Below are 25,595 nucleotides of genomic sequence, written 5' to 3'. Positions count from 1 at the left end.
TCTCCGGGGGTGTCAGGGGAGCCCCAAGGCGGTGAACGTCTCGGCGCGGGCGCGGCGCTGGCACAGGTATTTCAGCCGCTGCGAATGCACGATCGCTTTCAGGTCGAAAAGCGCGCGCTCAAATAACTCGTTGATTATAACGAAATCGAATTCCTTCGCCTGCGCCAGCTCGGTGGCCGCGTTCGCCAGTCGGGTTTCGATCACTTCGGCGCTGTCCTCGCCGCGCCGCTCCAGGCGGGAGCGCAGTTCGTCCCAGCTGGGCGGCAGGATGAACACCAGCACCGCGTTGGCGAAGATCCGCCGGATCTGCAGGGCGCCTTGCCAGTCGATCTCGAGGATCACGTCGGAGCCGTGGGCGATGCGGTCCTCGATCGCCTTCTTGGAGGTGCCGTAGCGCCGGCCGTGCACGTGCGCCCACTCCACGAAGGCGTCGGCCTGCACCATCTGGTCGAACTCGGCTTCCGAGACGAAGAAGTATTCCCGCCCGTGCTTTTCCTGGCCGCGCGGCGCGCGGGTGGTGTGCGATACCGAGGGCAGGACGTGCGAATCGAGTTCGAGCAGGGCCTTGACCAGGCTGGATTTGCCGGCCCCGCTCGGGGCGGCGACGACGAAGAGGTTGCCGGGGTAGTCCATGCGCGATGTTAATTGACGCCGGCCCGCCGCCGGGCCGCCCCAAGGCGGGCCAGCCCCCTCGGGGGGCAGCGACCCACACGCAGTGGGGGAGCGTGGGGGCCTTTTTTCACTCGAGGTTCTGGACCTGCTCGCGCATCTGCTCGATCAGGACCTTCATGTCGACCGAGATCCGGGTCAGCTCCAGCGCGGCGGACTTCGAGCCCAGGGTGTTCGCCTCGCGGTGCAGTTCCTGGATCAGGAAGTCCAGCCGCTTGCCGATCTCGCCGCCCTTCTTCACCAGCCGCTCGATCTCGTCGAGGTGCGCGGCCAGGCGCGTGAGCTCCTCGGCGACGTCGATGCGGATCGCGAAGGCGGTGGCTTCGGTCAGCGCGCGGTCCTGCGCCGCCTCGGGGGTGGCCGCGCCCTCCGTGAGTGCCATCGCTTCCTTCCAGCGTTCCAGGAAGCGCTGGCGCTGCTGCTCCACCAGTTGCGGGATCAGCGGCCGGGCCTGCTCCGCGAGCCCGCGCAGCTGCGCCAGGTGGCTCAGGAGCATCTTCGCCAGCCGGCCGCCTTCGCGCTCGCGCGCGGCGACCAGGTCGCCCAGGACCTGCGTGGCGAGAGCCAGCAGCGGCTCGCCCCAGTCCGTGCTGCCGCCGTCGTCGGCCGAAGCCAGGCGCAGGATCTCGCCGACCGAGAGGGCCTGCGCATCGGGCAGCCAGGTGCGCACCGTGTCCTGCACCGCGCCGAGGCGCTGCAGCACGCGCAGGGTCGGCTCGCGCACCGCGTCGGCGGCGGCGCCCTCGACGCCGGCCCGCACTTCGACCTTGCCTCGCTTGATGCGGCCCGAGATCAGCTCGCGCAGGGCGGGTTCGTGGGCGCGCAGTTCTTCCCCGAGGCGGAAGGACAGGTCCAGGAAGCGGCTGTTGACGGAGCGGATCTCGAGCCCCAGGCGCATGCCCGCCGAAGGCCTGGTGCCTTCCTGGCCGGCTGGGGCGCTGCCCGGGCTGTGCTGCGCCGAGGCGTAGCCGGTCATGCTGTAAACTGGCATGCGAAGTTTTCTTTGAAGTTCGTTGCGGGGATTTCGAGGATAGACCGGGCCTGCGGCAGGCCCCAACAATCTTCAAATTATGTCAAAGCTCAAACCAGCCCCCTTGCCGCCGGACACCGTGATCGGTGGCTATCGGGTGGTGCGCAAGCTTTCCGCAGGCGGCTTCGGGGTGGTTTACCTGGCCGTCGACAACGAGGGCCAGCAGGTCGCGATCAAGGAATACCTGCCTTCCTCCCTCGCTACCCGCCCCCCGGGCGAGCTGCTGCCGCAGGTGGCGCCCGAGAAGCTGTCGCTCTACCGGCTGGGCCTCAAGAGCTTCTTCGAAGAAGGCCGTTCGCTCGCGCAGATCTCCCACTCCTCGGTGGTGAGCGTGCTGAATTTCTTCCGCGAGAACGAAACCGTCTACATGGTGATGAACTACCTGGAGGGCGCCACCCTGCAGGATTTCATCATCACCGCGCGCGAGCTGAAGAAGCAGAAGGTCTTCCGCGAGTCCACGATCCGCTCGCTGTTCGACGAGATCCTGCGCGGCTTGCGCATCGTGCACCAGCACAAGATGTTGCACCTGGACATCAAGCCCGCCAACATCTTCATCACCGACGACAACCGCGCGGTGATGATCGACTTCGGCGCCGCGCGCGAAGTGCTGTCCAAGGAAGGCAACTTCATCCGGCCCATGTACACCCCCGGCTTCGCGGCGCCCGAGATGTACCGCCGCGACTCCTCGATGGGCCCCTGGACGGACATCTACGCCATCGGCGCCTGCATCTACGCCTGCATGCAGGGCTATCCCCCGAACGACGCGCCGCAGCGGCTGGAAAAGGACCGCCTGTCGCTCGCACTCTCCCGCCTGCGCGGCGTGTATTCCGACAACCTGATCGAGGTGGTCGAATGGTGCATGTCGCTGGATCCGCTGTCGCGGCCGCAGTCGGTGTTCGCGCTGCAGAAGGAGCTCAGCCGAGAGGGCGAACGGCGCTACACCAAGCTGTCGGTCGGTGAGAAGATGCGCCTTCAATTCGACAACATGGTGAGCGACACGAAAAAGCGCACCGGCATCGGAGCCAAAACACGGTGAAATTCTCGGTCTTCCAGGTCAGCCGCAAGGGCGGCCGTGAAAAGAACGAAGACCGCATGGGCTATTGCTACACGCGCGAGTCGGGCCTGTTCCTGCTCGCCGACGGCATGGGCGGCCATCCGGAGGGCGAGGTCGCGGCCCAGCTCGCGCTGCAGACCATTTCCGCGCTGTACCAGAAGGAAGCCCGCCCCACGGTCAAGGACGTGGCGGAGTTCCTGTCGGTGGCGCTCATGGCGGCGCACCACCAGATCATCCGCTACGCCAGCGAAAAGGGCATGCTCGACACGCCGCGCACCACCCTGGTGGCGTCCATCGTGCAGGGCACGCACGCGACGTGGGTGCACTGCGGCGATTCCCGGTTGTACGTCGTGCGCGGCGGCGAACTGCTCACCCGCACCCGCGACCACTCGTATCTCGAACAGCAGAACGCCGGCGTGATCCGCATGGACCGGATCAACCGCAACATCCTGTTCACCTGCCTCGGCTCGCCGACCAAGCCGGTGTTCGACGTCACCGGCCCCGTGCAGCTGCAGGAGGGCGACAAGATCCTGCTGTGCTCGGACGGCCTGTGGGGCAGCCTGGAAGACAAGGACATCGTGCGCGAGCTCAGCGCCAAGCCCGTGGCCGAGGCCGTGCCGGACCTGGTGGAGAGCGCCCTGCGCAACGGCGGCGAGCACTCGGACAACGTGACCGTGATCGCGCTGGAGTGGGAGACGCCGGACAGCTTCGAGTCCACCCGTGGCATCTCGACCGACAGCATCAGCGACGGCGTCTTCGCCTCGACCATCCAGGCCGGCGTGCTCGACACGCTGGTGGACGACCTCGACGACGCCGCGATCGAACGTTCGATCGCGGAGATCAACGAGGCGATCCGGCGCAGCGCGGCGAAGAAGGCCTGATCCGTCTTCCTGCGCGAGGGTCGTCCAACCCTGCGCGGGCGGGGTCCAGAGGGCGCGCGTGGCCACGTCCCGGATTTGGCGCTGCTGTCGGACGCGAGCGGCCTTCTTGCCGGATCAGACCGGGACTGTTCGTCTCAGCGACTGTCCCCCGGCGCGGATGAGAGACGCGCCCCGAGTGGACGCCGCGCCCGCGCCTCCTCCTTTATGTCGCTGAGCCGAACAGTCCCGGTCTGATCCTGCGGCGTGCGGGTTCGGGCGCAGCGGCTTCGATCGAGATTGCCGCACGCATGCTCAGTGCTGCGCGGAGGATGCGCGCTTTCCGATGGCGCAGCGCAGGACCAGGATGGGACAGTCCGCCTCGGCGACATAAAGGAGGAGGCGCGGGCGCGGCCATCGCCCGGGGCGGGGCACTCATCCGCGCCGGGGGACAGTCGCAGAGGCGGACTGTCCCATCCTGGTCCGGCCCCGGGGGCAACGGAAATTGGGGTCCGGACCAGCGGTGTAACCTTCCGGATCCGACGCAACTCGACCCGCCTCCATTCCCGCCCCCGCCGGAATGACGAAACCGGCCTGTCCTGCCGCCGTGCTCCCCGCAAGGCACAATTCCGGATCCCCCAGCTTCCTTTCCCCATGACTTTCCAACGCCCCGGCGGCCGCGCCCCCGACCAGCTCCGTCCTGTCCGCATCACGCGCGGCTTCACCATCCATGCCGAAGGCTCGGTCCTGATCGAGTTCGGCAACACGCGCGTGCTGTGCACCGCCTCGGTCGAGGAGAAGGTGCCGCCGCACAAGCGCGGCAGCGGCGAGGGCTGGGTGACCGCCGAATACGGCATGCTGCCGCGCGCCACCCACACCCGCGGCGACCGCGAAGCGGCCCGCGGCAAGCAGAGCGGCCGCACCCAGGAGATCCAGCGCCTGATCGGCCGCTCCCTGCGCGCCGTGTTCGACCTCAAGAAGCTGGGCGAACGCACCATCACCCTCGACTGCGACGTGCTGCAGGCCGACGGCGGCACCCGCACCGCTGCCATCACGGGCGCCTTCGTGGCGGCGCAGGACGCGGTCGGCAAGCTGCTGGCCGCCGGCACGCTGGCCGAGTCGCCGGTCCTCGGACCGGTCGCGGCGATCTCCGTGGGCATCGTGGAGGGCACGCCCCTGCTGGACCTGGAATACGTCGAGGACGTCGCCTGCGACACCGACATGAACATCGTGATGACCGGCGCCGGCCACTACGTCGAAGTGCAGGGCACGGCCGAAGGCGTCGCCTTCACCCGCGCCGAGATGGACGAACTGCTGCGCCTGGCCGAAAAGGGCATCTCCGAACTGGTGGGCCTGCAGCGGCAGGCGCTGGGGGTCTGACCATGAAGGTCGAGCGCATCGTCCTGGCCTCCAACAACATGGGCAAGCTCGCCGAACTGCAGGCCATGTTCGCGCCGCTGGGCATCGCGCTGGTGCGCCAGGGCGAGCTCGGCGTGCCGGAGGCCGAGGAGCCGCACCGCACCTTCGTCGAGAACGCGCTGGCCAAGGCCCGCAACGCGGCGCAGCACACCGGGCTGCCCGCGATCGCCGACGATGCGGGCCTGTGCGTCGAGGCCTTCGGCGGCCTGCCCGGTGTCGACACGGCCTATTACGCCACGCAGTTCGGCTACCCGAAGGGCGACGACAACAACGTGAAGGCGCTGCTGGAACAGATGCGCGACGTGGCCGACCGCCGCGCCGCCCTGGTCAGCACGCTGGTGGCGGTGCGCACGCCGCTGGATCCCGAGCCCCTGATCGCGGTGGGCCGCGCGCCCGGCCAGATCGCGCGGGAGCCCGCGGGAAGCCACGGCTTCGGCTTCGACCCCGTCATGTTCATCCCCGCCTTCGGGCAGACCTTCGCGCAGCTGCCGCCGGAGGTGAAGAACGCGAACAGCCACCGCGGCAAGGCCGCGCGCCAGATGGTGGAGCTGATTCGCGAGCGCTGGCTCTGAGCCCCATGAAGGACCTCGCGCACTACATGCGCCCCGGCATGCTGCAGCTGCCGGCGCTGCCGCCCCTGTCGCTCTATGTGCACCTGCCCTGGTGCCTGAAGAAGTGCCCGTACTGCGACTTCAACTCCCATGAGATGCGACCCTCGGAGCTGCCCGAGCAACGCTACCTCGACGCCCTGCGCGCCGACCTGGAAGCGGCCCTGCCCCTGATCTGGGGCCGGCAGGTGCACAGCATCTTCATCGGCGGCGGCACGCCGAGCCTGTTCACGCCGGACGGCATTGCCCGCCTGCTGTCGGACGTGCGCGCGCGGCTGAACCTGGTGCCCGAGTGCGAGATCACGCTGGAAGCGAATCCCGGCACCTTCGAGAAGGACCGCTTCAAGGCCTTCCGCGCCGCCGGCGTGACGCGCCTGTCGGTGGGCGTGCAGAGTTTCGACGACGCCAAGCTGCGCGCGCTGGGCCGCGTGCACGACAGCCGGCAGGCCATCGCCGCGGTGGAGGAAGCCGCCGCCAGCTTCGAGACCTTCAACCTCGACCTGATGTACGCGCTGCCCGGGCAGACGCTGGCGCAGCTCGAGGCCGACGTGACGCAGGCGCTGGCGCTGATGCCGCCGCACCTGTCGGTCTACCACCTCACCATCGAGCCCAACACCTACTTCGCGAAGTTCCCGCCGGCCACGCCGCCGGACGACCTGGCCTACGCCATGCTCGATCGCATCACCGAGATGACCACGGCGGCGGGACTGGCGCGCTACGAGGTGTCCGCGTACGCCAAGCCGGGGCACCGCTGCTGGCACAACTTCAACTACTGGACCTTCGGCGACTACCTGGGCATAGGCGCCGGCGCGCACAGCAAGCTCAGTTTTCCCCACCGCGTGACGCGGCAGGTGCGCAGGCGCGAGCCGAAGCTCTACATGGACGGCGCGCTGGCCGGCGACGCGGTCGCGCAGGACGAGGAGGTGCCGCGCTCCGGCCTGCCCTTCGAGTTCATGCTCAACGCGCTGCGGCTGAAGGACGGCTTCGCGCCGCAGGACTTCATCGACCGCACGGGCCTGCCGCTGTCGGCGATCGAACGGCCGCTGCGGGAAGCGGAGGCCAAGGGCCTGGTCGCGCGCGAGCTGGCGCGCGTGAAGCCGACGGAGCGCGGCTTCGATTTCCTGTCGGACCTGCAGTCGCTGTTCCTCGACTGAAGCAAAAAAAGCAGGCCCCGAAGGGCCTGTGCAAGAGACTCCACCCCGGGCGCGGGAGCGCACGGGGGGACCCGAGGGTCAGAACAGTCCGCGGTCGTGGCGATCGTGGCCGCCGCCGCGGCCGCTGTTGCCGTTGCCGTTGCCGTTGCCGTTGCCGTTGCCGTTGCCGTTGCCGTTGCCCGGTCCGCTGTTGCCGCCGCGGCCGCGGTCGTCGTCGTCGTCATCGAGCAGGAGCCCCAGGTTGATGACGCGGTTGTCGCGGCTCGGGACCGGACCGACCGTGAGGACGTCGTTCGCGAACGTGCCCGTCACCACCACCTGGTCACCCGCGGCGATGGTCGTCGGCGTCGTCGCTCCCCGCCTGTCGACCTTGACGATGGCGGCCGGGTCGGCGTGCACCTCGACGCCGCCGACGAAGAACACGGTGGGCGTTCCGGTCACGGTGCTGTTCACCGGCGCCGGCGTGGCGTCGACCCGTCCGGCGAGGGCGGCGACGGTGGAGGCCGGCAGGATCGTCAGCGACTTGGCGACCAGCGCGCCGGCGCGGCGTTCGGCCACCACCAGGACGGTCTGCGATGCGCTGGCGGCCAGGTAGGTCTGGAAGGTCGTGATGTTGAACGGGTTCGCCGTCGGATCGCGGCGATCCCAGCCCCGGACGGACACGTCCTTCAGGCGGGTATTCGCGTCCACCGTCACGTCCTGCCCCAGCACGGTGACCAGGAAGGTGTTGGTGCCGCTCGGCGTGACCCCCGTGACGTTGCCCTTCAGCGCCAGCTTGGCGTCCTCGACCTCGGCCTCGATCCGCAGGCTGGTGGCCTGGACGCTGGCGCCGTCGGCGGCCAGCGTGCCGATCACCCGGACCTCGTCGCCCACGTTGGGTAGCGGGGTTCCGGCGGGCAGCCCGCCGACATCGATCACGATCCCGCGCACGACGAAGCTGGCCGTCCCGTTCACCGAGGAGACGATGCCTTCCACTTCGACCGTGGCTCCGGCCTCCTCCAGCGGGACCTTGTTGACCTTGCGGGCGAAGTCGGCCACGAGCAGGGTGGCGGGCAATGCCGGCGCCGTGGCGGAACCGGCGGACACGATGTCGCCGTTCGCGAACGCGCTCGCGCAGTCGACGGGTGAGCCGCGCGCGCGGCAGACGGCCTTGGAGAGGTCCAGCGTCAGGCCGTTGATGCTCACCGTGGTCGTGCCCACGGTGCCGGTGGTGGTGCCGGTGCTCGTGCCCGTGGTGACCACGCTGACCACGCCCTCGGCCTTGAAGTTGGCCCGCGAGTTGCCGCTGGGCGGGTCGCTCACGGACACCAGCGTGGCGACGATGTCGCTGCTGGCGCTGTCGAACAGGAAGCCGTTCACCGTCACGTAGTTGCCCGGCGTCGTCGTGGTGGTCGCGGTGCCGGCCACGGAGGTGGTGGCGACCAGGCCCTCGGCGGAGATGATGGGCGCGCAGGGATTGACGGTGGCGGAGACGCAGGCACGGCGGTCGCTGAAGCCGGTGCCGGAGCTCAGTTGCACCACCTGACCCATGACCGTCACGGTGGCGGCGGCGTCGTCCTTGGCGTCGACGAAGCCGCGCGCCAGCGGGTGGACGTGCAGTTCGTCGGCCTCGGCCTCGTCCCGGTCGTCGCGGCCGCGGTGCTTCACGTCCACCACCATGCCGACCTCCAGGCCGGCCGCGCCGGTGGTCTCGGCGCCGGTGTCGTCGTCGATCACGCGCGCGCGCTCGGTGCGGAAGCGGTGGCCGTTGACGAACACGCTGCCGAAGGCGGTGATGACGCCGGACGACATCGTCGTGTCCGTCGCCGTGACAGGCGTGGCCGGTGCGGGCGCCGCGCCCGTCTCGCCGCCGCCCCCGCCGCCGCCGCAGGCGCTCAGGCCCGCCGCCACGGCCAGCACCAGCGCGACCGGCAGGATGCGCCGCATCGCCCAGCCCCGGGCTTCCGATTTCCTCATGTGCATCTCCTTTGGAGAACGCGGATCCCTCCCGCGTCCGAGGCGGAGAATTACATGGGAAAAATTACCATGCAACCAGACAGCAGGTTACTATTCGCAAGATTGCAGAGCCGCCATTCACGGCGGTCCGGCAAGAATGCCCGATGCCGCGCAAGCCCAAGATCGTTGCGCTGGAGCGCGAAGCCTCCGCCGCGCCACCCTTGCCACCGGATGACGTGGCGCAGGCGGTCGCGGCCGTGTTGCGGCCCACGATCCGCCTTTTGTTGCGAAGCGGGCTCGACTACCCGCGGCTGGCCTCCGAACTGAAGGCACTCTTCATCGAAGAGGCCGTGGCACAAATTGAACAGTCCGGGCATGCGACCACCGATTCGGCGATCAGCTCGCTCAGTGGCGTGCACCGCAAGGAAGTGCGCAACTGGCGCCTGGCGGGCCGGGCGCCGGCCGCGGCGCGGCCGGTGGCGCTGGGCGGGCGGGTGTTCGCGCGCTGGATTTCGGATGCCGACTACCTCACGGCCGACGGCAAGCCCCGCGCGCTGCCGCGCACCGGCGCCGCCCCGTCCTTCGACTCGCTGGTGCGGGCCGTCACGCTCGACGTCCACCCGTTCACCGTGTTGCAGGAACTGATCCGCCTCGGCATCGCCACCGTGGAGATCCAGGACGGCGGCGAACTGGTGGTGCCGGCGCACGCCGACTTCGTGCCGCCGGCCGGATCGCGCGAGGCGCTCGACCTGCTGGCCGGCAACCTCGGCGATCACGCGCGGGCCGCCGTGTCCAACGTCCTCGGCGGCGTGCCCACGCTGGAGCAGAGCGTGTTCGCCGCCGGCATCACCGACGCCTCGGCGCACAGGCTGCAGGCGCTCGCGCGCACGCTGTGGCTGCGCATGCGCACCCAGATGATCGAGGAGGCCACGCGCCTCTACGAGGCCGACCGGGAACTGCCCGAGGCGCGCGCCCGCGTGCGCTTCGGCAGCTACTTCTGGTCCGGCCCATGGGAGCCGGCCCCGGAGCCGGAACAGGACATACCAGGGGGGGAGGAACCATGAAGCCGTTGCAGCGCCTGCTGGCCGTGGTGTTCGCGCTGTTGCTGGCTGCCTGCGGCGGCGGGGGCGTCGTGGGCCTCGGCGGCAGCGAGGGCGGCGGGGTGGGCACCGGCGGCACGGGCATCGTCGCCGGCACCGTCACGGGCCTGGGCAGCGTCATCGTGGAGGACACGCGCTTCGACGAGAGCCGGGCGCTGCTGGAAACGCGGCCGGACCTGGTGAACAGCGCGCCCCTCTCGCCCGCCGACCTGCGCATCGGCCAGTACGCCTACCTGGAGCTGGATGCCGCGGGCACGCCCTCGCGGGTGCGCATCGAATCGCAGCTGGTGGGCCCCGCGCTCGCCATCAACCTGGCGACGGGCCGCTTCAGCGTCTGGGGCCAGCCGGTGGCGATCAACGCCGATCCGGGCCGCGGCCCCGTCACCGTGTTCTCCGGCTACAGCACGCTGGCCGACCTGCGCTCGGGCGACCCGGTCCAGGTGTACGGCGTGCTGCAGGCCGGCGACGGCGGCGGCGAGCTGCTGCGCGCCACGCTGGTCGAGAAGCTGCCGGCGGTGGCGGCCCTGCCGGCGCGCCTGACCGGCACGCTGCAGCAGGGCAGCGGCACCGGGCTGCTGCTCGCCGGCAGGCCGCTGGACCTCTCCGGCACCGCGAACACGCCGCCGCTGGCGGCCGGCACCGCGGTGATCGCCGTGCTGCCGTGGACGGCGCCCGAGCCGGCCCGCTGGCAGCCCTTCGCGGTGGCGCTGCTGGCGCCGGCGGCGGCGTCTTCGCTGCGTGTGAGCGGCGCGGTGCACCTGCTGCCCGACGGCCGCGCCGTGGTGCAGGGGGTGGAGGTCGACCTATCCTCGCTGGCGCCTGCGCAGCGCGAGGAGGTGCGCGAAGGCAGCTACCTGACCGTGCAGGGCCGCTCGCGCGGCGGCGACGGCCGCCGGGCCGAGGCGGACCGCATCGAATCGCTGCCGGGCAGCGGGCGCAGCGCCCAGGTGCGCGGGTCCATCACCAGCGTCGCCGGCACGGCCAGCTTCGTGGTGCGGGGCCAGGCGGTCGATGCGACGGCGGCCGAATTCGAAGGCGGCGGAGTCGCGAACCTCCTCGTCGGCGCCTTCGTGGAGGTGCAGGGCACGCAGACGGCGTCCGGCATCGTCGCGCGCCGCGTCACCTTCCCCCGCGCCACGCCGGAGCGCGCCGTGCTCGAACTGAGCGGCACCGTGCAGTCGGTGGACGCGGCCAGCCGCAGCGCGCGCCTGCAGCCGCGCGAGGGTCCGCCGGTCGAACTGCTGCTGCCCGCCGGCATCGCCCTGCCGGCCGTGGGCGACAGCGTCCGCGCGACCGGCTACTGGGACGGCAGCCGGCTGCAGGTGCGCGAGCTCGACGAACGCTCCGACGGCGCAGGCTCCGGCCGCGGCCGCTGAAGCGGATCCTGATTTGTCCCGAGGGCGCACCCGCGGCGGCACCGGTGGTGTCCTGTCCCACAAATATCTAGGCTCTCGCTGCCCCGTATCGGGCCGCAGGCAAGGCGCGGGCGCGGGTCAAGCCTGGCCGGCTTGACCCGTGCACGCAACGCGGCATGCGGCCCGATACGGGGCAGCCCGGAGGGTTCGGCGCATGCGGGGCCCTCGGCGGTCGTCCAGAGTGGGTCCAGCCGGCCAGGCTGGACCCACTCTGGCCAACCACCGATCATCCCCGCATGCACCGAACGAGAGCCTAGATATTTGTGGGACAGGACACTAGCATGCGCCGCTCGAGCCAAGGAGACCGCATGCGCATCGGCATCGCCGGCACCGGAAGGATGGGCAGCGCCATCGCCCGCCGCCTCGCGTCCCAGGGACACGAAGTCCGCGTCTGGAACCGCACGCCCGCCCGGGCGCAGCCCCTGCTGCAGGAGGGCCTGGCCTGGGCCGCCACGCCGCGCGCGCTGGCGCAGGCGAGCGAGGTCGTGGTCTCGATGCTCACCGACGGCGCGGCGCTCGACGAGGTGTACAGCGGCGACGACGGCCTGTTCACGCACCGCGGCGGCGGCACGCTCTTCATCGACATGAGCACGGTGCCGCCCGCGACGCAGCGGGAGATGGCGCGCCGCGCCGCCGAGGCGGGCGTGGCCTACCTGGAATGCCCGGTCGGGGGCAGCGTGGGCCCGGCTCAGGAGGGCAAGCTGCTCGCCTTCGTCGGCGGCGCCCCGCAGGACGTGGCCCGCGCGCGGCCTCTGCTGGACCAGCTGTGCAGGCGCGTCGAGCACGTCGGGCCGCACGGCGCCGGCGCGACCATGAAGCTCGCGGTGAACCTGCCGCTGATGGTGTACTGGCAGACGCTCGGGGAGGCGCTGTCGCTGGTGCAGCCCCTCGAGCTGGACCCGCAGCGCGTGATCGACATCCTGGCCGATTCGTCCGGCGGGCCCAACATGCTCAAGGTGCGCGGCGCGACGATCGCGCAGGCGCTGGCGGGCGCGGCGGCGGGCGCGGTGACGGTGGACGTGGCGACCATGCGCAAGGACGTGGCGGCGATGCTGGACGAGGCCCGCGCGCACGGCCGCAGGCTCCCGCTCACGGCCGAGACGCTGGCGAGCTTCGAGCGGGCGGCGCGGCGTGGGCTGGATCCGGCCGACTGCACGCAGCTGCCCGTGTGGTGGCTGGCGGAGGGCGGCTTCTTGCTGCCCGGGTCGGGGACTTAGAATCGCGCCTTCCGGAAGCGTGGCAGAGCGGTTGAATGCACCGGTCTTGAAAACCGGCGACGTCGCAAGGCGTCCGCGAGTTCGAATCTCGCCGCTTCCGCCAGGGCTTGTGCATCCCCCCGGGGCGGCCGCCCGTCACCCCTCAACGCGGCGGGCTCGAATCCGCAGGCCGGGGCCGCTCGGACCGCACCGGCGGATCGGGTGCATCCCCGCCGCGCTGGCGCATCAATTCCCGCAGCACGCTCGCCGCCCCTTCGCCGCTGTTGCCGTGCCTGGCAGCGGGTGCGGGTAGAGCGTCTTTCTCGCCGGGCGGGTTCGGGGATTCACTCATCGAACGCACATTGGATGTGAAAAGCGCGACATTTCGCTGTAGGACAAGTGCGCACTGGCGCCGACGACGCGGCTGACCCGGCGCGACGCGACCGCCTTTGCACAAGGCAACGTCGGCACCGTCCTACACCCGACCCCACTGGCCCCGCACAAAATCGGCGGCTTCGCCCTTTCATCGTGGAGTTTCCCCGCGCGACGGCCGGGGCATGCGCTTTCGGAGGATTGGATGGCAGTTCGCGTCTTTCTCGTCGAGGACCAGAGGCCCATGCAGGCCCTGCTCGCCGACCTCCTCGATTCGGTGGGTGGCTTCGAGCTCGTGGGGGTCGCCGCCAGCGAAACGAGCGCCACCGACTGGCTCTACCGCCACCAGGGTGGCTGGGACCTTGCGATCCTGGACCTGCTGCTCGGTGAAGGATCGGGCTTCACACTCCTGAGCCGCTGCAACAAGGTACCGGGCGGCGCGGTTCTGGTGTTCAGCGACTTCGTCTCGCCCGCAGTGCGCAAGCGCTGCATCCACCTGGGCGCCGACGGCGTGATCTCCAAGGCGCAGTTCGGCGAACTACGCGCCTACCTGCAGGCCTTCCCCGGACGCGTGGTGCACGCGGAAACCGCCTGAGGGACGGCTCGCATCGGGTTCTTCGCCCATGCGAGCTACTGAAGACGTCCTACACCGTGGCGTCCGGTGGACGCGGACCATCGCGGCATCGTCGAATGCATTCCGTGCCATGTCGCAAAACGAACAACAGGACCTGACCAGGGACGAGGAGCCGTCCCCCTCCGTCACCGGACAGCAGCCGCCTCAGCAGCAGGAAGCCCACGCGGGCCAAGGCTCCGAAAGCATCATGAAGCAGCTGCGCGAGTGGGAACGCCGCCGCGCCGGCAACACCATCGGCAAGCGTCGCAACGGCCTGGTCTGAGCGACCGTGCCGGTGAAAAGGCGGCCCGCGCGGGCCGCCCTTCGTCGTTGTCACTCGGCCCGTGGGGGGCGCTCGGAGAAGCGGGTGTCCGGATCCGCGATGGGCCTGGCCTCGTACACGTGCTCGGGCGCGCTGGCGGGACGCGCCTGCAGCGACTTCGTCAGGTAAGGCAGCACGCTCTGCGCGCCCGAGCCCCAGCGCCGCCCGGGCGGTGGCAGCGTGGGGTCGTGCTCGTCGTGGTTAGCGATCGGCATGGTGGTTCCCCGCCGGCCAGAGTTCGACCGCGGGACGGCGGATGAACGAGGGGTCGTCGTCCTGTCGGCGGGCGGAGTCGGGGTGCGTGAACAGCATGTCGCAACCGTGCATGTCGTCGTCGCCGCCCAGGAGGGATTCCTTCCAGCCCGCCTTGCGCACGTGGTCGGGGAAGAAGTTCACCTGCCGGTAGCCATCGAGCCGGCCGACCGCCAGCAGGACCCCGTCGCGCACGAGGCCGATCTTCACGTCCATGCGGTGGGTGGTGGGCAGCAGCTTCGCCATCGCGAACGCCTTGGCGATGCCGTCGAAGCCGGGCGGCGCGTCGTGCAGCAGTTCCATGGGCTGCGAAAGTAAGTGAGCGTTACGCGCGAGACTGTAGGACGGAGCCTCAACCGGCGACCGTTCGGCGATTACGCCCGCCCGGCGCGTGGGGTTCAGGCCCGCTGCAGCATCCCGCGCTGCTCGATGAAGCGCACCACCTCCTGCAAGCCCGCCTGGGTCTTGAGGTTGGTCATGACGTAGGGCTTGTCGCGCCGCATCCGCTTCGTGTCCGCTTCCATCACCGACAGGTCGGCGCCCACGTAGGGCGCGAGGTCGGTCTTGTTGATCACGAACAGGTCGCTCTTGGTGATGCCGGGGCCGCCCTTGCGCGGGATCTTCTCGCCCGCGGCCACGTCGATCACGTAGATGGTGAGGTCGGAGAGCTCCGGGCTGAAGGTGGCCGCGAGGTTGTCGCCCCCCGATTCCACGAACACCACGTCGGCGTCGGGGAAGGCCGCGAGCATGCGGTCGATCGCCTCGAGGTTGATCGACGCGTCCTCGCGGATCGCCGTGTGCGGGCAGCCGCCGGTCTCCACGCCCATGATGCGCTCGGCCGGCAGCGCGCCGCTCACCGTGAGCAGGCGCTGGTCTTCCTTGGTGTAGATGTCGTTGGTGATGGCGACCAGGTCGTAGCGGTCGCGCATCGCCTTGCAGAGCATCTCCAGCAGCGTCGTCTTGCCGGAACCGACCGGGCCGCCGATGCCCACGCGCAGCGGCGGGAGCTTTCGGGTGCGGCCGGGGATGTGGTGGGCGGGGAAGTTCATGAGCGGAACAGCCGGGAGTACTGGGTTTCGTGTTGCGAGGAAAGAATGGCCAGCATGGGCGTGAAGGCCTGGCGGTGGTCGTCGTCCAGCTCCAGCGCGTGCACCACGGCCTGCGGGATGTCCGCCGCGAGCCGCGCCAGGATGCGCTGGCCGGCACCCTGGCCGAGAGGCACCGCCTTGACCGCGGCCTGCACCATGTTCTCGGACCAGCCGAAGGCGAAGGCCTGCGAGATCTGGCGCGGGGCGGCCCCGGTGCCCGCCGCCGCGACCGCGAAGGCGACCGGGTAGGTGAAACCGGAATTTGCGACTTGGGGGTGACCGAAGGGAACCCCGGCCTTCACCCATTCCCCGAGCGACCGCCCCATCTGCTCCACCTGCTGCCGCAACTCGCTCGTCTCGCGCGTCTGCCGCACCCACGCGTCCAGCGCCCGCAGCCGCTGGCCATCGCCGTGCCGGGCCGCTTCCACCGCGCTGCCCACCACCGCCAGGTCCGAGCGCGCCAGGCTCGCGTGCAACTGCTCCACCAGCCAGTCGCCCGCGCTGCGCTCGTCGCCCACCAGCCCGGCCTCCACGGCCGCCTCCAGCCCTTCCGAATAGGAGAAGCCCCCGACCGGCAGCGCCGGCGAGGCGAGCCAGATCAGGTGCAGCAGGGCGGTGTCAGCGGGTGCAGGACTGTCCGTGCTCGCCATGGCGGTGGCTGTCGTGCTCGTGGTCGTGCACCTGCGTGTCGTGCTCGTGCTCGTGGTTGTGCGGCTCGGCCGGGCGGTGCAGGTGCTGGTGCTCGTCGTGCACGTGGGCGCCGTGGCCGCCATAGGCGCCGCCCTCCGGCTCGAAGGGGCCGAAGGTGTCCGCCACCAGCAGGTGCATCGCCCGCAGCATCTCGGCCAGCACGTGGTCCGGCTCGATCTTCAGGTGGTCCGGCTGCAATTCGATCGCGACGTGCCGGTTGCCGAGGTGGTAGGCGGCGCGCAGCAGGTCGAAGGCGCTGCCGCGCTCGCCCTGCCGGATCACCATCACCGGTTGCGGCGCCGCCAGCACGCGGACCACCGAGCCGTCCTCGGCGACCAGCACGTCGCCGCCGCGCACGACGGTGCCCCGGGGCAGGAACACACCGAGCTGGCGGCCCTGCGAGTCGCTGCATTCGAAGCGGCTCTTCTGGCGCACGTCCCAGTCGAGTTCCACGGTGGCGGCGCGACCGAGCAGGACCTTGGCGAGGCCGTGCCCCTGGGGGAGGATCTTGGAGACGTGCAGCATCCGACGAGTCTAGCGCCGCGGGGCCGGCCGCATGGCCTCCCGCCAGCGCCGGCCATCGTCGGACAGAAATGCCTCCAGCGCGGCCCAGGGCGCGACGAAGGCGATGCCGCAGTGCGCCATCCGCAGGCTGTAGTGGAAGCCGAACACCATGCCGCGGTCCTCCACCGCCAGCGGCACCGCCTTTTCGGCCAGTTCGAACTCGCCGCACTCGCGCCTGGCTTCCGGCAGGTCCTCGAGCTTGCGGCGGCCGCGCAGCACCTGGGGCAGCACCAGCGTGTCATACAGCGCGCTGCCGGCGGCCGCACCGTCGCGGTACTCGGGCAGCAGCCAGCGGGGCAGCGGCAGTTCCTCCCCGGTGGCGGTGTCGAAGGTGAACTGCTGCGGGCCTGCATAGCCTTCGGGGTTGCCGCAGTTGCCGTGCAGCCAGAACTGCGCCGACAGCACGCTGCCGCGCCAGTCCAGACGCTGCAGCGAGAGCGTGTCGCCGCCGGCCGGGGCGAAGCGGCCTTTGGCTCGCACCAGCGCCTGGCATTGCAGGTGGTTGTCCAGCTGCTGCAGCAGCGCGGCGCGCAGGCGCTGGTTGACCGCCGCTTCGCCGGCCCCGGGCTGGCGGATGCGCAGGGTGACGATCTGCGGGATGCCGCGGGCCGCGATGACCTCCAGCACCCGGCCCTGCTCGGACAGCGTGCGCTGCGGCACCAGGTCGACGGCGCCCAGCCGGCGCCGGTTGAAGCTGTTGTCTTCCACGCGGCGGCCCTGCAAGGCGCTGCGCTGCCCGCCGGTGCTGGTGCGCTCGCCGCGCACGGCGTCTGCGGCGCACTCCAGGCGCAGGGACCCGGTGCGGCGCCCGTCCTCGTCGTACTCCTCCCAGGCCTGCGGATCGTTCTCCCCCGGGCGCAGCACGGCCCCCACCAGGGCAGTACCCAGGTAGTAGGAACCCAGCCCGTCCCAGTTGAACTGCAGCATCACGGGCGACGCGCCCAGGCGGCCCTCCCACGTGCCGTCGCACGGCGAGCCGGCCGCCGGCGCGGCGCACGCCGCCCCCGCGGCCAGCAGGGCCGCCACCGCTACCACCCGCCGCATCAGAACAGGAAGTAGCGCTGCGCCATCGGCAGCACGGTGGCCGGATCGCAGGTCAGGAGCTGGCCGTCGGCCCGCACCGCATAGGTCTGGGGATCGATCTCCATCTTGGGCACGTAGTCGTTGTGCACCAGATGATTCTTGCGTACCCGGCGCACGTCCTTGACGGCGCTCAGGAACTTGGCCAGTCCGAAGCGCTCCTTCACGCCCGCGGCGAGGCCTGCCTGCGACACGAACGTGATGGATCCGGCGTGCAGGGCGCCGCCGAAACTGCCGAACATGGGCCGGTAGTGCACCGGCTGCGGGGTGGGGATGGATGCGTTCGCGTCGCCCATCGCCGCCAGGGCGATGAAGCCGCCCTTGAGGACCAGCGCCGGCTTGACGCCGAAGAAGGCCGGCTTCCACACCACCAGGTCGGCCCACTTGCCCGGCTCGATGCTGCCCACCTCGTGGCTGATGCCGTGCGCGATGGCCGGGTTGATCGTGTACTTGGCGACGTAGCGCTTGGCACGAAAGTTGTCGTTTCGCGGCGCGTCGCCGGGCAGCTTGCCGCGCTGCAGCTTCATCTTGTGCGCGGTCTGCCAGCAGCGCAGGATCACCTCGCCGACCCGGCCCATGGCCTGCGAGTCGCTGGAGAACATGCTGATCGCGCCCAGGTCGTGCAGGATGTCCTCGGCCGCGATGGTCTCCTTGCGGATGCGGCTTTCGGCGAAGGCCAGGTCTTCCGGAATGGCCGGGTCCAGGTGGTGGCACACCATCAGCATGTCGACGTGCTCGTCGAGCGTGTTGACGGTGTAGGGCATCGTGGGGTTGGTGGACGAGGGGAGGAAGTTCGCCTCGCCGACCACGCGCAGGATGTCCGGGGCATGGCCGCCGCCGGCGCCTTCGGTGTGGAAGGCGCAGATGCCGCGGCCCTTGGTCGCGGCGATGGTGTTCTCGACGAAGCCCGACTCGTTGAGCGTGTCCGAGTGGATCGCGACCTGGATCTCCATCTCGTCGGCCACGTCGAGGCAGTTGCTGATGGCCGCGGGCGTGGTGCCCCAGTCCTCGTGCAGCTTCAGGCCGATCGCGCCGGCCTGCACCTGTTCGCGCAGCGCCTGGGGCAGGCTCGCATTGCCCTTGCCCATGAAGCCGAGGTTCATGGGGAAGGCGTCGGCCGCCTGCAGCATGCGCTGCAGGTTCCAGGGCCCCGGCGTGCAGGTGGTGGCGAAGGTGCCCGTCGCAGGGCCGGTGCCGCCGCCGAACATGGTGGTGACGCCGGAGGCCAGCGCCTCCTCGATCTGCTGCGGGCAGATGAAGTGGATGTGGCTGTCGATGCCGCCGGCGGTGACGATCGCGCCTTCGCAGCTGATGATCTCGGTGCCGGGGCCGATGACGATGTCCACGCCCGGCTGGGTGTCGGGGTTGCCGGCCTTGCCGATGGCGGCGATCCGGCCCTCCTTCAATCCGATGTCGGCCTTGACGATGCCCCAGTGGTCGACGACGAGCGCGTTGGTCAGCACCGTGTCCACAGCACCTCCGGTGCTGTCTCCCGGACCCGCCTTCGGCGCGTTGGTGCGCTGCGATTGCGCCATGCCGTCGCGGATGGTCTTGCCGCCGCCGAACTTCACCTCCTCGCCGTAGCCCCCGGCGCGCAGGGTGAAGTCGTCCTCGACCTCGATCACGAGCTCGGTATCGGCCAGGCGGACGCGGTCGCCCGTCGTGGGGCCGAACATCTCGGCGTAGGCGCGGCGCGGGATCGTCGCCATCAGGCCTCCCGCCGGGCCGCCCCAAGGGAGGCCTGCGCGCCCTCGGGGGGCAACGACGACACGAAGTGCGGAGCGTGGGGGTCCATGTTCCTAGAGCTTTCCTTGCGTGAGGCCACGGAAGCCGTAGACCAGGCGGTGGCCGGCGTAGTCCACCAGTTCCACCGTGCGCTGCTGGCCCGGCTCGAAGCGCACGGCGGTGCCGGAGGCGATGTTCAGGCGCATGCCCCTGGCCGCCTCGCGGTCGAACTGCAGCGCGCCGTTGGTTTCGGCGAAGTGGTAGTGCGAACCGACCTGGATCGGCCGGTCGGCCGTGTTCTGCACCACCAGCACAAGGGTGCGGCGGCCGGGGTTGAGCGCGTGGTCGCCGGTGTCGGTGAACAGTTCGCCCGGGATCATGGCAGCCTCCGCCGGGCCGCCTCGAGGAGGCTGCAGGCCCCTCGGAGGGCCGCGCAGTACACGCAGTGACGAGCGTGGGCGCCCATGGCCTAGTCGCCGCGGGTGAACCAGAGGACCAGGGTGGCGATGACGGCGACCGTGATGATCCCGGCGGTGTCGGTGGGGTGCCAGTGCCAGGCCTGTGGCGCGCCGTGGCCGGGATGGGCGTGGACGGCGCCACTCAGCGCGAACAGGGCGGTGGACAGCAGGTGCTTCTTCATGGGGGTGTCTCCTGCGGGGTCAGACGATGGGCTGGTGCACGGTCACGAGCTTGGTGCCGTCGGGGAAGGTGGCTTCGACCTGGATCTCCGGGATCATCTCGGCCACGCCTTCCATGACGTCGGCGCGGGTGAGGATCGTGCGGCCCTCGCTCATGAGCTGGGCCACCGACCTGCCGTCGCGCGCGCCTTCCATCACGGCGGCGGAGATCAGCGCCATCGCTTCCGGGTAGTTGAGCCTCAGGCCGCGCGCGCGCCGACGCTCCGCCAGCAGGGCGGCGGTGAACAGCAGCAGCTTGTCTTTCTCGCGGGGCGTGAGTTCCATGGTGCGCGGCAGTGTATTGCAAGACGCGCGCCCGGGCTCCGGCACGGAAGATGCAGTTGGCCCCCGTGGGCCGCAGCATTCCCCTCCCCCCGCACCACCACGACGCGCCGCAGCGCGTGGTGAAGGTCCGCCGCGACTACAACAGCTGGGTCGCCAGCGAAACCATGGAGGACTACGCGCTGCGCTACACCCCGCAGCGCTTCCGCAAGTGGTCCACCTGGCGCGTGGCCAACACCGCCTTCGGCGCGGCGTCCTTCCTGATCCTGGAGGCCGTGGGCGCGACGCTGCTGGTGCAATACGGCTTCGCCAACGCCTTCTGGGCCATCGTCGCCACCGGCCTGATCATCTTCCTCGCCGGCCTTCCGATCAGCATCTGCGCGGCGCGCCACGGCGTGGACATGGACCTGCTCACGCGCGGGGCCGGCTTCGGCTACATCGGCTCGACGATCACCTCCCTGATCTACGCCTCCTTCACCTTCATCTTCTTCGCGCTGGAGGCGGCGGTGATGGCGTACGCGCTGGACCTGGCGCTGGGCATCCCGCCCACCTGGGGCTACCTGCTCTGCGCCCTGGTGGTGATCCCGCTGGTGACGCACGGCGTGTCCGCCATCAGCCGCCTGCAGGTGTGGACCCAGCCGCTCTGGCTGGTGATGCTGGTGGTGCCTTTCGCCTACGTCCTGGCGCGCGATCCCGGTGCCTTCGCGGGCATCACGCACTATGCCGGGGAGAAGTCGCAGGGCGCCGGCTTCGAGCTGCACCTGTTTGGTGCCGCGCTCACCGTCGGCGTCGCGCTGATCACGCAGATGGGCGAGCAGGCCGACTACCTTCGCTTCATGCCGGCGCGCAGCGCGGCGAACCGGCGCTCCTGGTGGTTCGGCGTGCTGGCGGGCGGCCCGGGCTGGGTGGTGCTGGGCGTGCTCAAGATGCTGGGAGGCGCGCTGCTCGCGTACCTGGCGATCCAGCACATGGTGCCCGCCGAGCGCGCGGTGGATCCCAACCAGATGTACCTCGCCGCCTACGAATACGTCTTTCCCCGCTACGGTTGGGCGGTCGCGGCGACGGCCCTGTTCGTCGTGATCTCGCAGCTGAAGATCAACGTCACCAATGCATACGCCGGCTCGCTGGCCTGGTCCAACTTCTTCTCTCGCCTGACGCACAGCCATCCCGGCCGCGTGGTGTGGGTGGTCTTCAACACGCTGATCGCCTTCATGCTGATGGAGATGAACGTGTTCCAGGCCCTGGCCGACGTGCTGGGCCTGTACTCGAACATCGCCATCGCCTGGATCATGGCCGTGGTGGCCGACCTGGTGGTCAGCAAGCCGCTGGGCCTGTCGCCGCCGGGCATCGAGTTCAAGAGGGCGCACCTGTACGACGTCAACCCCGTGGGCGTGGGCGCGATGGCGCTCGCCTCCGCGCTCTCGATGGTGGCCTATCTCGGCGCCTTCGGGCCCACGGCGCAAGCCTTCTCGGCGCTGATCGCGATGGGGGCGGCCTTCGTCGCCGCGCCCCTGATCGCCTGGGCTACCCGCGGCCGCTACTACCTCGCGCGCGAGCCCCAGGCCGGGTCGCGCCTGCTCGCGCGCCGCTGCGTGATCTGCGAGCGCAACTACGAAGGCCCGGACATGGCCCACTGCCCGGCCTACCAGGGGCCGATCTGCTCGCTGTGCTGCACGCTCGACGCGCGCTGCGGCGACCTGTGCAAGCCGCACGCGAGCCTGGCCGCGCAATGGACCGGGGCCCTGCGCGCGCTGCTGCCCCGGCGCGCGTGGCCCTACCTGGAGACCGGCCTGGCCCACTGGCTGCTGCTGATGCTGGTGATCGCGCCCATGCTGGGCGCGCTGTTCGGCCTGCTGTACCACCAGGAACTGCAGTCGCCGGAAACGATCGCCGCGCCGGCGCTGCGGGCCACCTTCCTCAAGGCCTATCTCGCGTTGCTGCTGGTGGCGGGCCTGATCGCCTGGTGGCTGGTGCTGGCGCACAAGAGCCGGCAGGTGGCGCAGGAGGAATCGAACCGCCAGACCCACCTCCTGGTGCGCGAGATCGATTCGCACCGCCAGACCGACGCCGCGCTGCAGCGCGCGCGCCAGTCGGCGGAACAGGCGCGCCACGCCGCGGAACAGGCCAACCAGGCCAAGAGCCGTTACGTCAGCGCGATCAGCCACGAGTTGCGCACGCCCCTGAACAGCATCCTCGGCTACGCCCAGCTGATGGCGGAGGACGCCGCCATTCCGCCGCACCGCAAGCACGCGGTCCACGTGATCCGGCGCGGCGGCGAGCACCTGCTCTCGCTGATCGAGGGCACGCTGGACATCGCGCGCATCGAGTCCGGCAAGCTCACGCTGAACGTGAAGCCGATGCGCTTCGCCGACTTCGTGCACGAGCTGGCCAGCCTGTTCGAGGTGCAGGCCGCCGCCAAGGGGCTCGCCTTCCGCTTCGAGGTGGAGGGCAACCTGCCGGAGGTGGTCCGCGCCGACGAGAACCGGGTGCGCCAGATCCTGATCAACCTCCTGGGCAACGCGATCAAGTTCACCGCGGCGGGCCAGGTCCTGTTCCGCGTGCGCCATGCGCGCGAGATGGCGGTGGTGGAGATCGAGGACACCGGCCCGGGCCTCAGCGCGCAGGAAGTGGCGAACATCTTCGAGCCCTTCGCGCGCGCCGCCGGCGCCAGCCAGCTTGCGGGCTCGGGGCTCGGGCTGACCATCGCCAAGATGCTCACCGACGTGATGGGCGGCGAGCTCAGCGTCCGCAGCACGCCCGGCGCGGGCGCGGTGTTCCGCGTGCGGCTGTTCCTGCCCGAGGTGCACGCGGTCGTCCTGCCGGCCGCCGCGGCCACGCCGCAGCCGCGGCATGGCTACGAAGGCGCGCGCCGCCGCATCCTGGTGGTCGACAACGAGGAGGCAGACCGCGACGTGCTGGTCGCGCTGCTGGAGCCGCTCGGCTTCGAGCTGCGCACGGCGGCCAGCGGCCACGATGCGCTGGACCTGCTCGCGGCCGGCCTGCAGCCCGATGCGATCCTGATGGACCTGGCGATGCCCGGCATCGACGGCTGGGAGACGATCCGCCGCATCCGCCGGCTGCAGCCCGGGCAGCCGAAGATCGCCGTGGTCTCGGCCAACGCCTTCGACCGCGGCCTGGACAACGACGTCGGCATCCCGCCCGAGGATTTCCTGGTGAAGCCCGTGCGCCACGGCGAACTGCTCGATTGGCTGGAGCGGCAGCTCGCCTTGCGCTGGCTGCGGGAGCCGGCGCGCGCGCCGGCCGTGCCGCCGCCCGCCGCCGCGTGGGCCTGGCCGCGCGCCGAACTGCTGGCACCGCTGCAGCAGGCGGTGCAGCTCGGGTACTACCGCGGCATCCTCAACCAGCTCGATGCGATCGAGCGGGCGCAGCCCGAATGCGGCGCGTTCGCGAATGCGCTGCGCGAGCTGGCGCGGCAGTTCCGCTTCGAGGCGATCGCGCGCGAGCTGGCGCGTTCCACCGCCGCCCCCGAAGGAGCCCTGCGATGAACAGCCTGCCGGACCGCGCCGAGAGCGATGTCGTGCTGGTGGTCGACGACATCCCCGACAACCTCTCGGTGCTGCACGACGCGCTCGACGAATCGGGCTATACGGTGCTGGTGGCGACCAGCGGGGAAGCGGCCCTGCAGCGCGCGGCGCAGGCCCTGCCCGACATCGTGCTGCTCGACGCGATGATGCCGGGCCTGGACGGCTTCGAGGTGGCGCGCCGGTTGAAGGCGCAGGCGCACACGGCGCACATCCCGATCATCTTCATGACCGGCCTCACGGAGACCGAGCACCTGGTGGCCGCGCTGGACGCGGGCGGCGTCGACTACGTCACCAAGCCGATCAAGCCGCGCGAGGTGCTGGCGCGCATGGGCGTGCACCTGCAGGGCGCCCGGCTCGCGCGCCAGGCGCGCAACGCGCTCGACGCCTTCGGCTATGCGAGCATCACGGTGCGCCCTGCCGACGGCCGCCTCATGTGGCAGACCCCGCTGGCGCGCGAGCTGCTGCTGTCGTACTTCGGCACCAGCGCGCCGGAGACGCCGGCGGCCATCCTCGAGTGGCTGCGGCGACACCTGCACGACGCCGTGCGCCAGATCGAGCCGCCGCGCCTGGGCGTGGAGCGGGGCGCGCGGCGCCTGTCGATCCGCCTGCACCGCCAGACCGGCGACGACGACTGGCTGATCGTGATGCGCGAGGTCTCCGACGGCGCCATCATCGAGTCCATGGGCCTGTCGCTGAAGCTCACGCTGCGCGAGGCGGAAGTCCTGTACTGGGTGGTGAAGGGCAAGATCAACCGCGACATCGCCGACATCCTCGGCGCGAGCCCGGCCACCGTGAAGAAGCACCTCGAGCGCATCTTCGCCAAGCTGGGAGTGGAGACGCGCACGGCGGCGGCCGGCATGGCGATGAACCGCATCCGGCAGCTGCACCCGAATTTCGAGGGCTAGGCACCCCCTCTCCTCCATCGTGAGGAGGCCTCCCTGCGACGGATTGCACGCTTCGCGGCACACGCACGCATCGCGCGGTGCGGAATAGCACATGCCGCCTTACGCGGGCTGCCTACAGTCCGTTCCGTCGGCTGCGCAGGCCGACATCCCCCAGACCAGGGAGCGGAACCAGCTCAGATCGAAAGGAAGAACCATGAACCGCAAGATCGCCCTCACGCTCGTCCTCACCTCTTTCGTGGCAGGCAGCGCCTTCGCCGAAGGCCCCATCGGTCAGGCCGAACCCTTCAAGGGCGCCATGACCCGCCAGCAGGTCCAGGCCGAACTGCAGCAGTACAAGGGCAGCGGCATCGACCTCCACGCGGACGGCTACGACCACCTGCGCGGCTTCAGCAGCAAGCGCACGCGGGCCGAAGTGACCGCCGAGTACATCGCCTCGCGCGACGTGGTTTCCGCGCTGAACGGCGAAGACAGCGGCTCGCGCTACCTGGCCCGCCGCGAACTGCCCCGCACGTTTGGCCCGCAACTCGCCGCGCTGCCCGGCAGCAGCGACTAAGCCCACGGAGTCTCCTCGCCCGCCACCGCGGGCTTGCCAAGCGCCGCATCCGCGGCGCTTTTTTTTTGGGTTCTTCGCCGGTTCCGGTGAAAGTCCGAGTCTCGTTCGGCGGGCAGTTGCCTTGTGGTTGAAAGTGGTGCTTGACCCGCTGGCCGGTTGTTGTTGCCTGTGGGACCGGACCAGGACGGGCCTGTCCGCCTCGGCGACTGTCCCCCGGCGCGGATGAGAGCCCGGGCCCTTAAGCTCGCCGCGCCCGCGCCTCCTCCTTTATGTCGCCGAGGCGGACAGTGACCCGTCCTGCTTTAGGTTGACACCTGTTCGGGACTTGTTGCCGGCCGCCGGTGGGCGGCCAGAGACGCCCGGTGCCTGGCATCGGGCGTTTCGTATTTTAGGGATAGGTGTGGCCGCTTCTCGTTGTACAGGCGCACGGATTCACTCACCATGCGCCTCGCTTGCTTGAGATCGGCTGGAGTCTGCAGCAGGTATTCCA

General features: G+C 70.4%; 27 protein-coding genes and 1 tRNA gene. 14 read left to right on the top strand and 14 right to left on the bottom strand.

What is annotated here, in order from left to right:
• Window positions 1-12: 12 nt before the first annotated feature.
• The gene (gene gmk, locus JJ685_RS18815) at window positions 13-633 is read right to left on the bottom strand and encodes a guanylate kinase (RefSeq protein WP_201675876.1); all 621 of its coding nucleotides are present in this window, start codon (window positions 631-633) and stop codon (window positions 13-15) included.
• Between the two features lie 106 nt (window positions 634-739).
• On the bottom strand, window positions 740-1,660 hold the full coding sequence (locus JJ685_RS18810) for a YicC/YloC family endoribonuclease (RefSeq protein ID WP_201675875.1): 921 nt from the start codon (window positions 1,658-1,660) through the stop codon (window positions 740-742).
• Window positions 1,661-1,739: 79 nt separating this feature from the next.
• On the opposite strand from JJ685_RS18810, the gene JJ685_RS18805 reads away from it, so the two are divergent.
• The 5 genes from JJ685_RS18805 (at window position 1,740) to hemW (ending at window position 6,791) form a co-directional block, all read left to right on the top strand.
• Window positions 1,740-2,735 carry a serine/threonine protein kinase gene (locus tag JJ685_RS18805; RefSeq protein ID WP_201675874.1) on the top strand — a complete coding sequence of 332 codons (996 nt, stop codon included), beginning with the start codon at window positions 1,740-1,742 and terminating at the stop codon, window positions 2,733-2,735.
• Complete coding sequence (locus JJ685_RS18800) at window positions 2,732-3,634, top strand: PP2C family protein-serine/threonine phosphatase (RefSeq protein WP_201675873.1); 903 nt, start codon at window positions 2,732-2,734, stop codon at window positions 3,632-3,634. Before JJ685_RS18805 ends, JJ685_RS18800 begins: the two co-directional genes overlap by 4 nt.
• Before the next feature lie 630 nt (window positions 3,635-4,264).
• Window positions 4,265-4,990, top strand: coding sequence for a ribonuclease PH (gene rph, locus JJ685_RS18795; protein ID WP_201675872.1), 726 nt, complete (start codon window positions 4,265-4,267; stop codon window positions 4,988-4,990).
• A 2-nt stretch (window positions 4,991-4,992) separates the two neighbouring features.
• Window positions 4,993-5,601 (top strand): RdgB/HAM1 family non-canonical purine NTP pyrophosphatase, encoded by a 609-nt coding sequence (gene rdgB, locus JJ685_RS18790; RefSeq protein WP_201675871.1) that lies wholly within the window; start codon window positions 4,993-4,995, stop codon window positions 5,599-5,601.
• Window positions 5,602-5,606: 5 nt separating this feature from the next.
• Window positions 5,607-6,791, top strand: coding sequence for a radical SAM family heme chaperone HemW (hemW, locus tag JJ685_RS18785; protein WP_201675870.1), 1,185 nt, complete (start codon window positions 5,607-5,609; stop codon window positions 6,789-6,791).
• Between the two features lie 78 nt (window positions 6,792-6,869).
• Here the strand turns inward: hemW and JJ685_RS18780 are convergent, their stop codons facing one another.
• The gene (locus tag JJ685_RS18780; RefSeq protein ID WP_201675869.1) at window positions 6,870-8,747 is read right to left on the bottom strand and encodes a DUF5666 domain-containing protein; all 1,878 of its coding nucleotides are present in this window, start codon (window positions 8,745-8,747) and stop codon (window positions 6,870-6,872) included.
• Between the two features lie 143 nt (window positions 8,748-8,890).
• Here JJ685_RS18780 and JJ685_RS18775 point away from each other — a divergent pair, with 143 nt between their 5' ends.
• The 6 genes from JJ685_RS18775 (at window position 8,891) to JJ685_RS18750 (ending at window position 13,705) form a co-directional block, all read left to right on the top strand.
• Window positions 8,891-9,790 carry a DUF6502 family protein gene (locus JJ685_RS18775; protein WP_201675868.1) on the top strand — a complete coding sequence of 300 codons (900 nt, stop codon included), beginning with the start codon at window positions 8,891-8,893 and terminating at the stop codon, window positions 9,788-9,790.
• Complete coding sequence (locus tag JJ685_RS18770) at window positions 9,787-11,202, top strand: DUF5666 domain-containing protein (protein WP_201675867.1); 1,416 nt, start codon at window positions 9,787-9,789, stop codon at window positions 11,200-11,202. The genes JJ685_RS18775 and JJ685_RS18770 overlap by 4 nt, the downstream gene beginning before the upstream one ends.
• 347 nt (window positions 11,203-11,549) lie before the next feature.
• Window positions 11,550-12,458, top strand: coding sequence for an NAD(P)-dependent oxidoreductase (locus tag JJ685_RS18765; RefSeq protein ID WP_201675866.1), 909 nt, complete (start codon window positions 11,550-11,552; stop codon window positions 12,456-12,458).
• 13 nt (window positions 12,459-12,471) lie between these two features.
• Window positions 12,472-12,561: transfer RNA gene (locus JJ685_RS18760), tRNA-Ser, on the top strand.
• Between the two features lie 453 nt (window positions 12,562-13,014).
• On the top strand, window positions 13,015-13,404 hold the full coding sequence (locus JJ685_RS18755; RefSeq protein WP_201675865.1) for a response regulator: 390 nt from the start codon (window positions 13,015-13,017) through the stop codon (window positions 13,402-13,404).
• Window positions 13,405-13,513: 109 nt separating this feature from the next.
• The gene (locus tag JJ685_RS18750) at window positions 13,514-13,705 is read left to right on the top strand and encodes a hypothetical protein (protein ID WP_201675864.1); all 192 of its coding nucleotides are present in this window, start codon (window positions 13,514-13,516) and stop codon (window positions 13,703-13,705) included.
• Between the two features lie 50 nt (window positions 13,706-13,755).
• Here JJ685_RS18750 and JJ685_RS18745 read toward each other — a convergent pair whose 3' ends face one another.
• The 10 genes from JJ685_RS18745 to JJ685_RS18700 form a co-directional block, all read right to left on the bottom strand.
• Window positions 13,756-13,959, bottom strand: coding sequence for a hypothetical protein (locus JJ685_RS18745; RefSeq protein WP_201675863.1), 204 nt, complete (start codon window positions 13,957-13,959; stop codon window positions 13,756-13,758).
• Window positions 13,946-14,299: a hypothetical protein gene (locus JJ685_RS18740; RefSeq protein WP_201675862.1), complete on the bottom strand. Its 354-nt coding sequence runs from the start codon at window positions 14,297-14,299 to the stop codon at window positions 13,946-13,948. The genes JJ685_RS18745 and JJ685_RS18740 overlap by 14 nt, the downstream gene beginning before the upstream one ends.
• A gap of 95 nt (window positions 14,300-14,394) precedes the next feature.
• Window positions 14,395-15,045, bottom strand: coding sequence for an urease accessory protein UreG (gene ureG, locus JJ685_RS18735; RefSeq protein WP_201675861.1), 651 nt, complete (start codon window positions 15,043-15,045; stop codon window positions 14,395-14,397).
• Complete coding sequence (locus JJ685_RS18730; RefSeq protein WP_201675860.1) at window positions 15,042-15,734, bottom strand: urease accessory protein UreF; 693 nt, start codon at window positions 15,732-15,734, stop codon at window positions 15,042-15,044. Before JJ685_RS18730 ends, ureG begins: the two co-directional genes overlap by 4 nt.
• Complete coding sequence (ureE, locus tag JJ685_RS18725; protein ID WP_201675859.1) at window positions 15,703-16,299, bottom strand: urease accessory protein UreE; 597 nt, start codon at window positions 16,297-16,299, stop codon at window positions 15,703-15,705. The genes JJ685_RS18730 and ureE overlap by 32 nt, the downstream gene beginning before the upstream one ends.
• 9 nt (window positions 16,300-16,308) lie before the next feature.
• Window positions 16,309-17,382 (bottom strand): hypothetical protein, encoded by a 1,074-nt coding sequence (locus JJ685_RS18720; protein WP_201675858.1) that lies wholly within the window; start codon window positions 17,380-17,382, stop codon window positions 16,309-16,311.
• A complete protein-coding gene (ureC, locus tag JJ685_RS18715) occupies window positions 17,382-19,127 on the bottom strand; it encodes an urease subunit alpha (RefSeq protein ID WP_201675857.1) in 1,746 nt (581 codons plus the stop codon). The genes JJ685_RS18720 and ureC overlap by 1 nt, the downstream gene beginning before the upstream one ends.
• 90 nt (window positions 19,128-19,217) lie before the next feature.
• The gene (locus JJ685_RS18710; protein WP_201675856.1) at window positions 19,218-19,523 is read right to left on the bottom strand and encodes an urease subunit beta; all 306 of its coding nucleotides are present in this window, start codon (window positions 19,521-19,523) and stop codon (window positions 19,218-19,220) included.
• Between the two features lie 89 nt (window positions 19,524-19,612).
• On the bottom strand, window positions 19,613-19,783 hold the full coding sequence (locus JJ685_RS18705; RefSeq protein WP_201675855.1) for a hypothetical protein: 171 nt from the start codon (window positions 19,781-19,783) through the stop codon (window positions 19,613-19,615).
• Between the two features lie 19 nt (window positions 19,784-19,802).
• The gene (locus tag JJ685_RS18700; protein WP_201675854.1) at window positions 19,803-20,105 is read right to left on the bottom strand and encodes an urease subunit gamma; all 303 of its coding nucleotides are present in this window, start codon (window positions 20,103-20,105) and stop codon (window positions 19,803-19,805) included.
• Between the two features lie 50 nt (window positions 20,106-20,155).
• On the opposite strand from JJ685_RS18700, the gene JJ685_RS18695 reads away from it, so the two are divergent.
• The 3 genes from JJ685_RS18695 (at window position 20,156) to JJ685_RS18685 (ending at window position 25,105) form a co-directional block, all read left to right on the top strand.
• Window positions 20,156-23,608 (top strand): hybrid sensor histidine kinase/response regulator, encoded by a 3,453-nt coding sequence (locus tag JJ685_RS18695; RefSeq protein WP_201675853.1) that lies wholly within the window; start codon window positions 20,156-20,158, stop codon window positions 23,606-23,608.
• Window positions 23,605-24,552 carry a response regulator transcription factor gene (locus JJ685_RS18690; RefSeq protein ID WP_201675852.1) on the top strand — a complete coding sequence of 316 codons (948 nt, stop codon included), beginning with the start codon at window positions 23,605-23,607 and terminating at the stop codon, window positions 24,550-24,552. Before JJ685_RS18695 ends, JJ685_RS18690 begins: the two co-directional genes overlap by 4 nt.
• A gap of 193 nt (window positions 24,553-24,745) precedes the next feature.
• Window positions 24,746-25,105, top strand: coding sequence for a DUF4148 domain-containing protein (locus JJ685_RS18685; protein ID WP_201675851.1), 360 nt, complete (start codon window positions 24,746-24,748; stop codon window positions 25,103-25,105).
• A 302-nt stretch (window positions 25,106-25,407) separates the two neighbouring features.
• Here the strand turns inward: JJ685_RS18685 and JJ685_RS18680 are convergent.
• On the bottom strand, window positions 25,408-25,595 hold a 188-nt coding region (locus JJ685_RS18680), incomplete at its 5' end, for an integrase core domain-containing protein (RefSeq protein WP_201675850.1).

The sequence above is a fragment of the Ramlibacter monticola genome, from assembly GCF_016722785.1.
Taxonomy (GTDB): Bacteria; Pseudomonadota; Gammaproteobacteria; order Burkholderiales; family Burkholderiaceae_C; genus Ramlibacter; species Ramlibacter monticola.
Note: the sequence above shows the minus strand (reverse complement) of the source record. Positions and strands in the feature narration are given on the sequence as shown.

Coding starts and splice junctions, on each gene's coding strand:
- gmk (WP_201675876.1), bottom strand. CDS start 633: ATGGACTACCCCGGCAACCTCTTCGTCGTCGCCGCCCCGAGCGGGGCC.
- JJ685_RS18810 (WP_201675875.1), bottom strand. CDS start 1,660: ATGCCAGTTTACAGCATGACCGGCTACGCCTCGGCGCAGCACAGCCCG.
- JJ685_RS18805 (WP_201675874.1), top strand. CDS start 1,740: ATGTCAAAGCTCAAACCAGCCCCCTTGCCGCCGGACACCGTGATCGGT.
- rph (WP_201675872.1), top strand. CDS start 4,265: ATGACTTTCCAACGCCCCGGCGGCCGCGCCCCCGACCAGCTCCGTCCT.
- rdgB (WP_201675871.1), top strand. CDS start 4,993: ATGAAGGTCGAGCGCATCGTCCTGGCCTCCAACAACATGGGCAAGCTC.
- hemW (WP_201675870.1), top strand. CDS start 5,607: ATGAAGGACCTCGCGCACTACATGCGCCCCGGCATGCTGCAGCTGCCG.
- JJ685_RS18780 (WP_201675869.1), bottom strand. CDS start 8,747: ATGAGGAAATCGGAAGCCCGGGGCTGGGCGATGCGGCGCATCCTGCCG.
- JJ685_RS18775 (WP_201675868.1), top strand. CDS start 8,891: ATGCCGCGCAAGCCCAAGATCGTTGCGCTGGAGCGCGAAGCCTCCGCC.
- JJ685_RS18770 (WP_201675867.1), top strand. CDS start 9,787: ATGAAGCCGTTGCAGCGCCTGCTGGCCGTGGTGTTCGCGCTGTTGCTG.
- JJ685_RS18765 (WP_201675866.1), top strand. CDS start 11,550: ATGCGCATCGGCATCGCCGGCACCGGAAGGATGGGCAGCGCCATCGCC.
- JJ685_RS18755 (WP_201675865.1), top strand. CDS start 13,015: ATGGCAGTTCGCGTCTTTCTCGTCGAGGACCAGAGGCCCATGCAGGCC.
- JJ685_RS18750 (WP_201675864.1), top strand. CDS start 13,514: ATGTCGCAAAACGAACAACAGGACCTGACCAGGGACGAGGAGCCGTCC.
- JJ685_RS18745 (WP_201675863.1), bottom strand. CDS start 13,959: ATGCCGATCGCTAACCACGACGAGCACGACCCCACGCTGCCACCGCCC.
- JJ685_RS18740 (WP_201675862.1), bottom strand. CDS start 14,299: ATGGAACTGCTGCACGACGCGCCGCCCGGCTTCGACGGCATCGCCAAG.
- ureG (WP_201675861.1), bottom strand. CDS start 15,045: ATGAACTTCCCCGCCCACCACATCCCCGGCCGCACCCGAAAGCTCCCG.
- JJ685_RS18730 (WP_201675860.1), bottom strand. CDS start 15,734: ATGGCGAGCACGGACAGTCCTGCACCCGCTGACACCGCCCTGCTGCAC.
- ureE (WP_201675859.1), bottom strand. CDS start 16,299: ATGCTGCACGTCTCCAAGATCCTCCCCCAGGGGCACGGCCTCGCCAAG.
- JJ685_RS18720 (WP_201675858.1), bottom strand. CDS start 17,382: ATGCGGCGGGTGGTAGCGGTGGCGGCCCTGCTGGCCGCGGGGGCGGCG.
- ureC (WP_201675857.1), bottom strand. CDS start 19,127: ATGGCGACGATCCCGCGCCGCGCCTACGCCGAGATGTTCGGCCCCACG.
- JJ685_RS18710 (WP_201675856.1), bottom strand. CDS start 19,523: ATGATCCCGGGCGAACTGTTCACCGACACCGGCGACCACGCGCTCAAC.
- JJ685_RS18705 (WP_201675855.1), bottom strand. CDS start 19,783: ATGAAGAAGCACCTGCTGTCCACCGCCCTGTTCGCGCTGAGTGGCGCC.
- JJ685_RS18700 (WP_201675854.1), bottom strand. CDS start 20,105: ATGGAACTCACGCCCCGCGAGAAAGACAAGCTGCTGCTGTTCACCGCC.
- JJ685_RS18695 (WP_201675853.1), top strand. CDS start 20,156: ATGCAGTTGGCCCCCGTGGGCCGCAGCATTCCCCTCCCCCCGCACCAC.
- JJ685_RS18690 (WP_201675852.1), top strand. CDS start 23,605: ATGAACAGCCTGCCGGACCGCGCCGAGAGCGATGTCGTGCTGGTGGTC.
- JJ685_RS18685 (WP_201675851.1), top strand. CDS start 24,746: ATGAACCGCAAGATCGCCCTCACGCTCGTCCTCACCTCTTTCGTGGCA.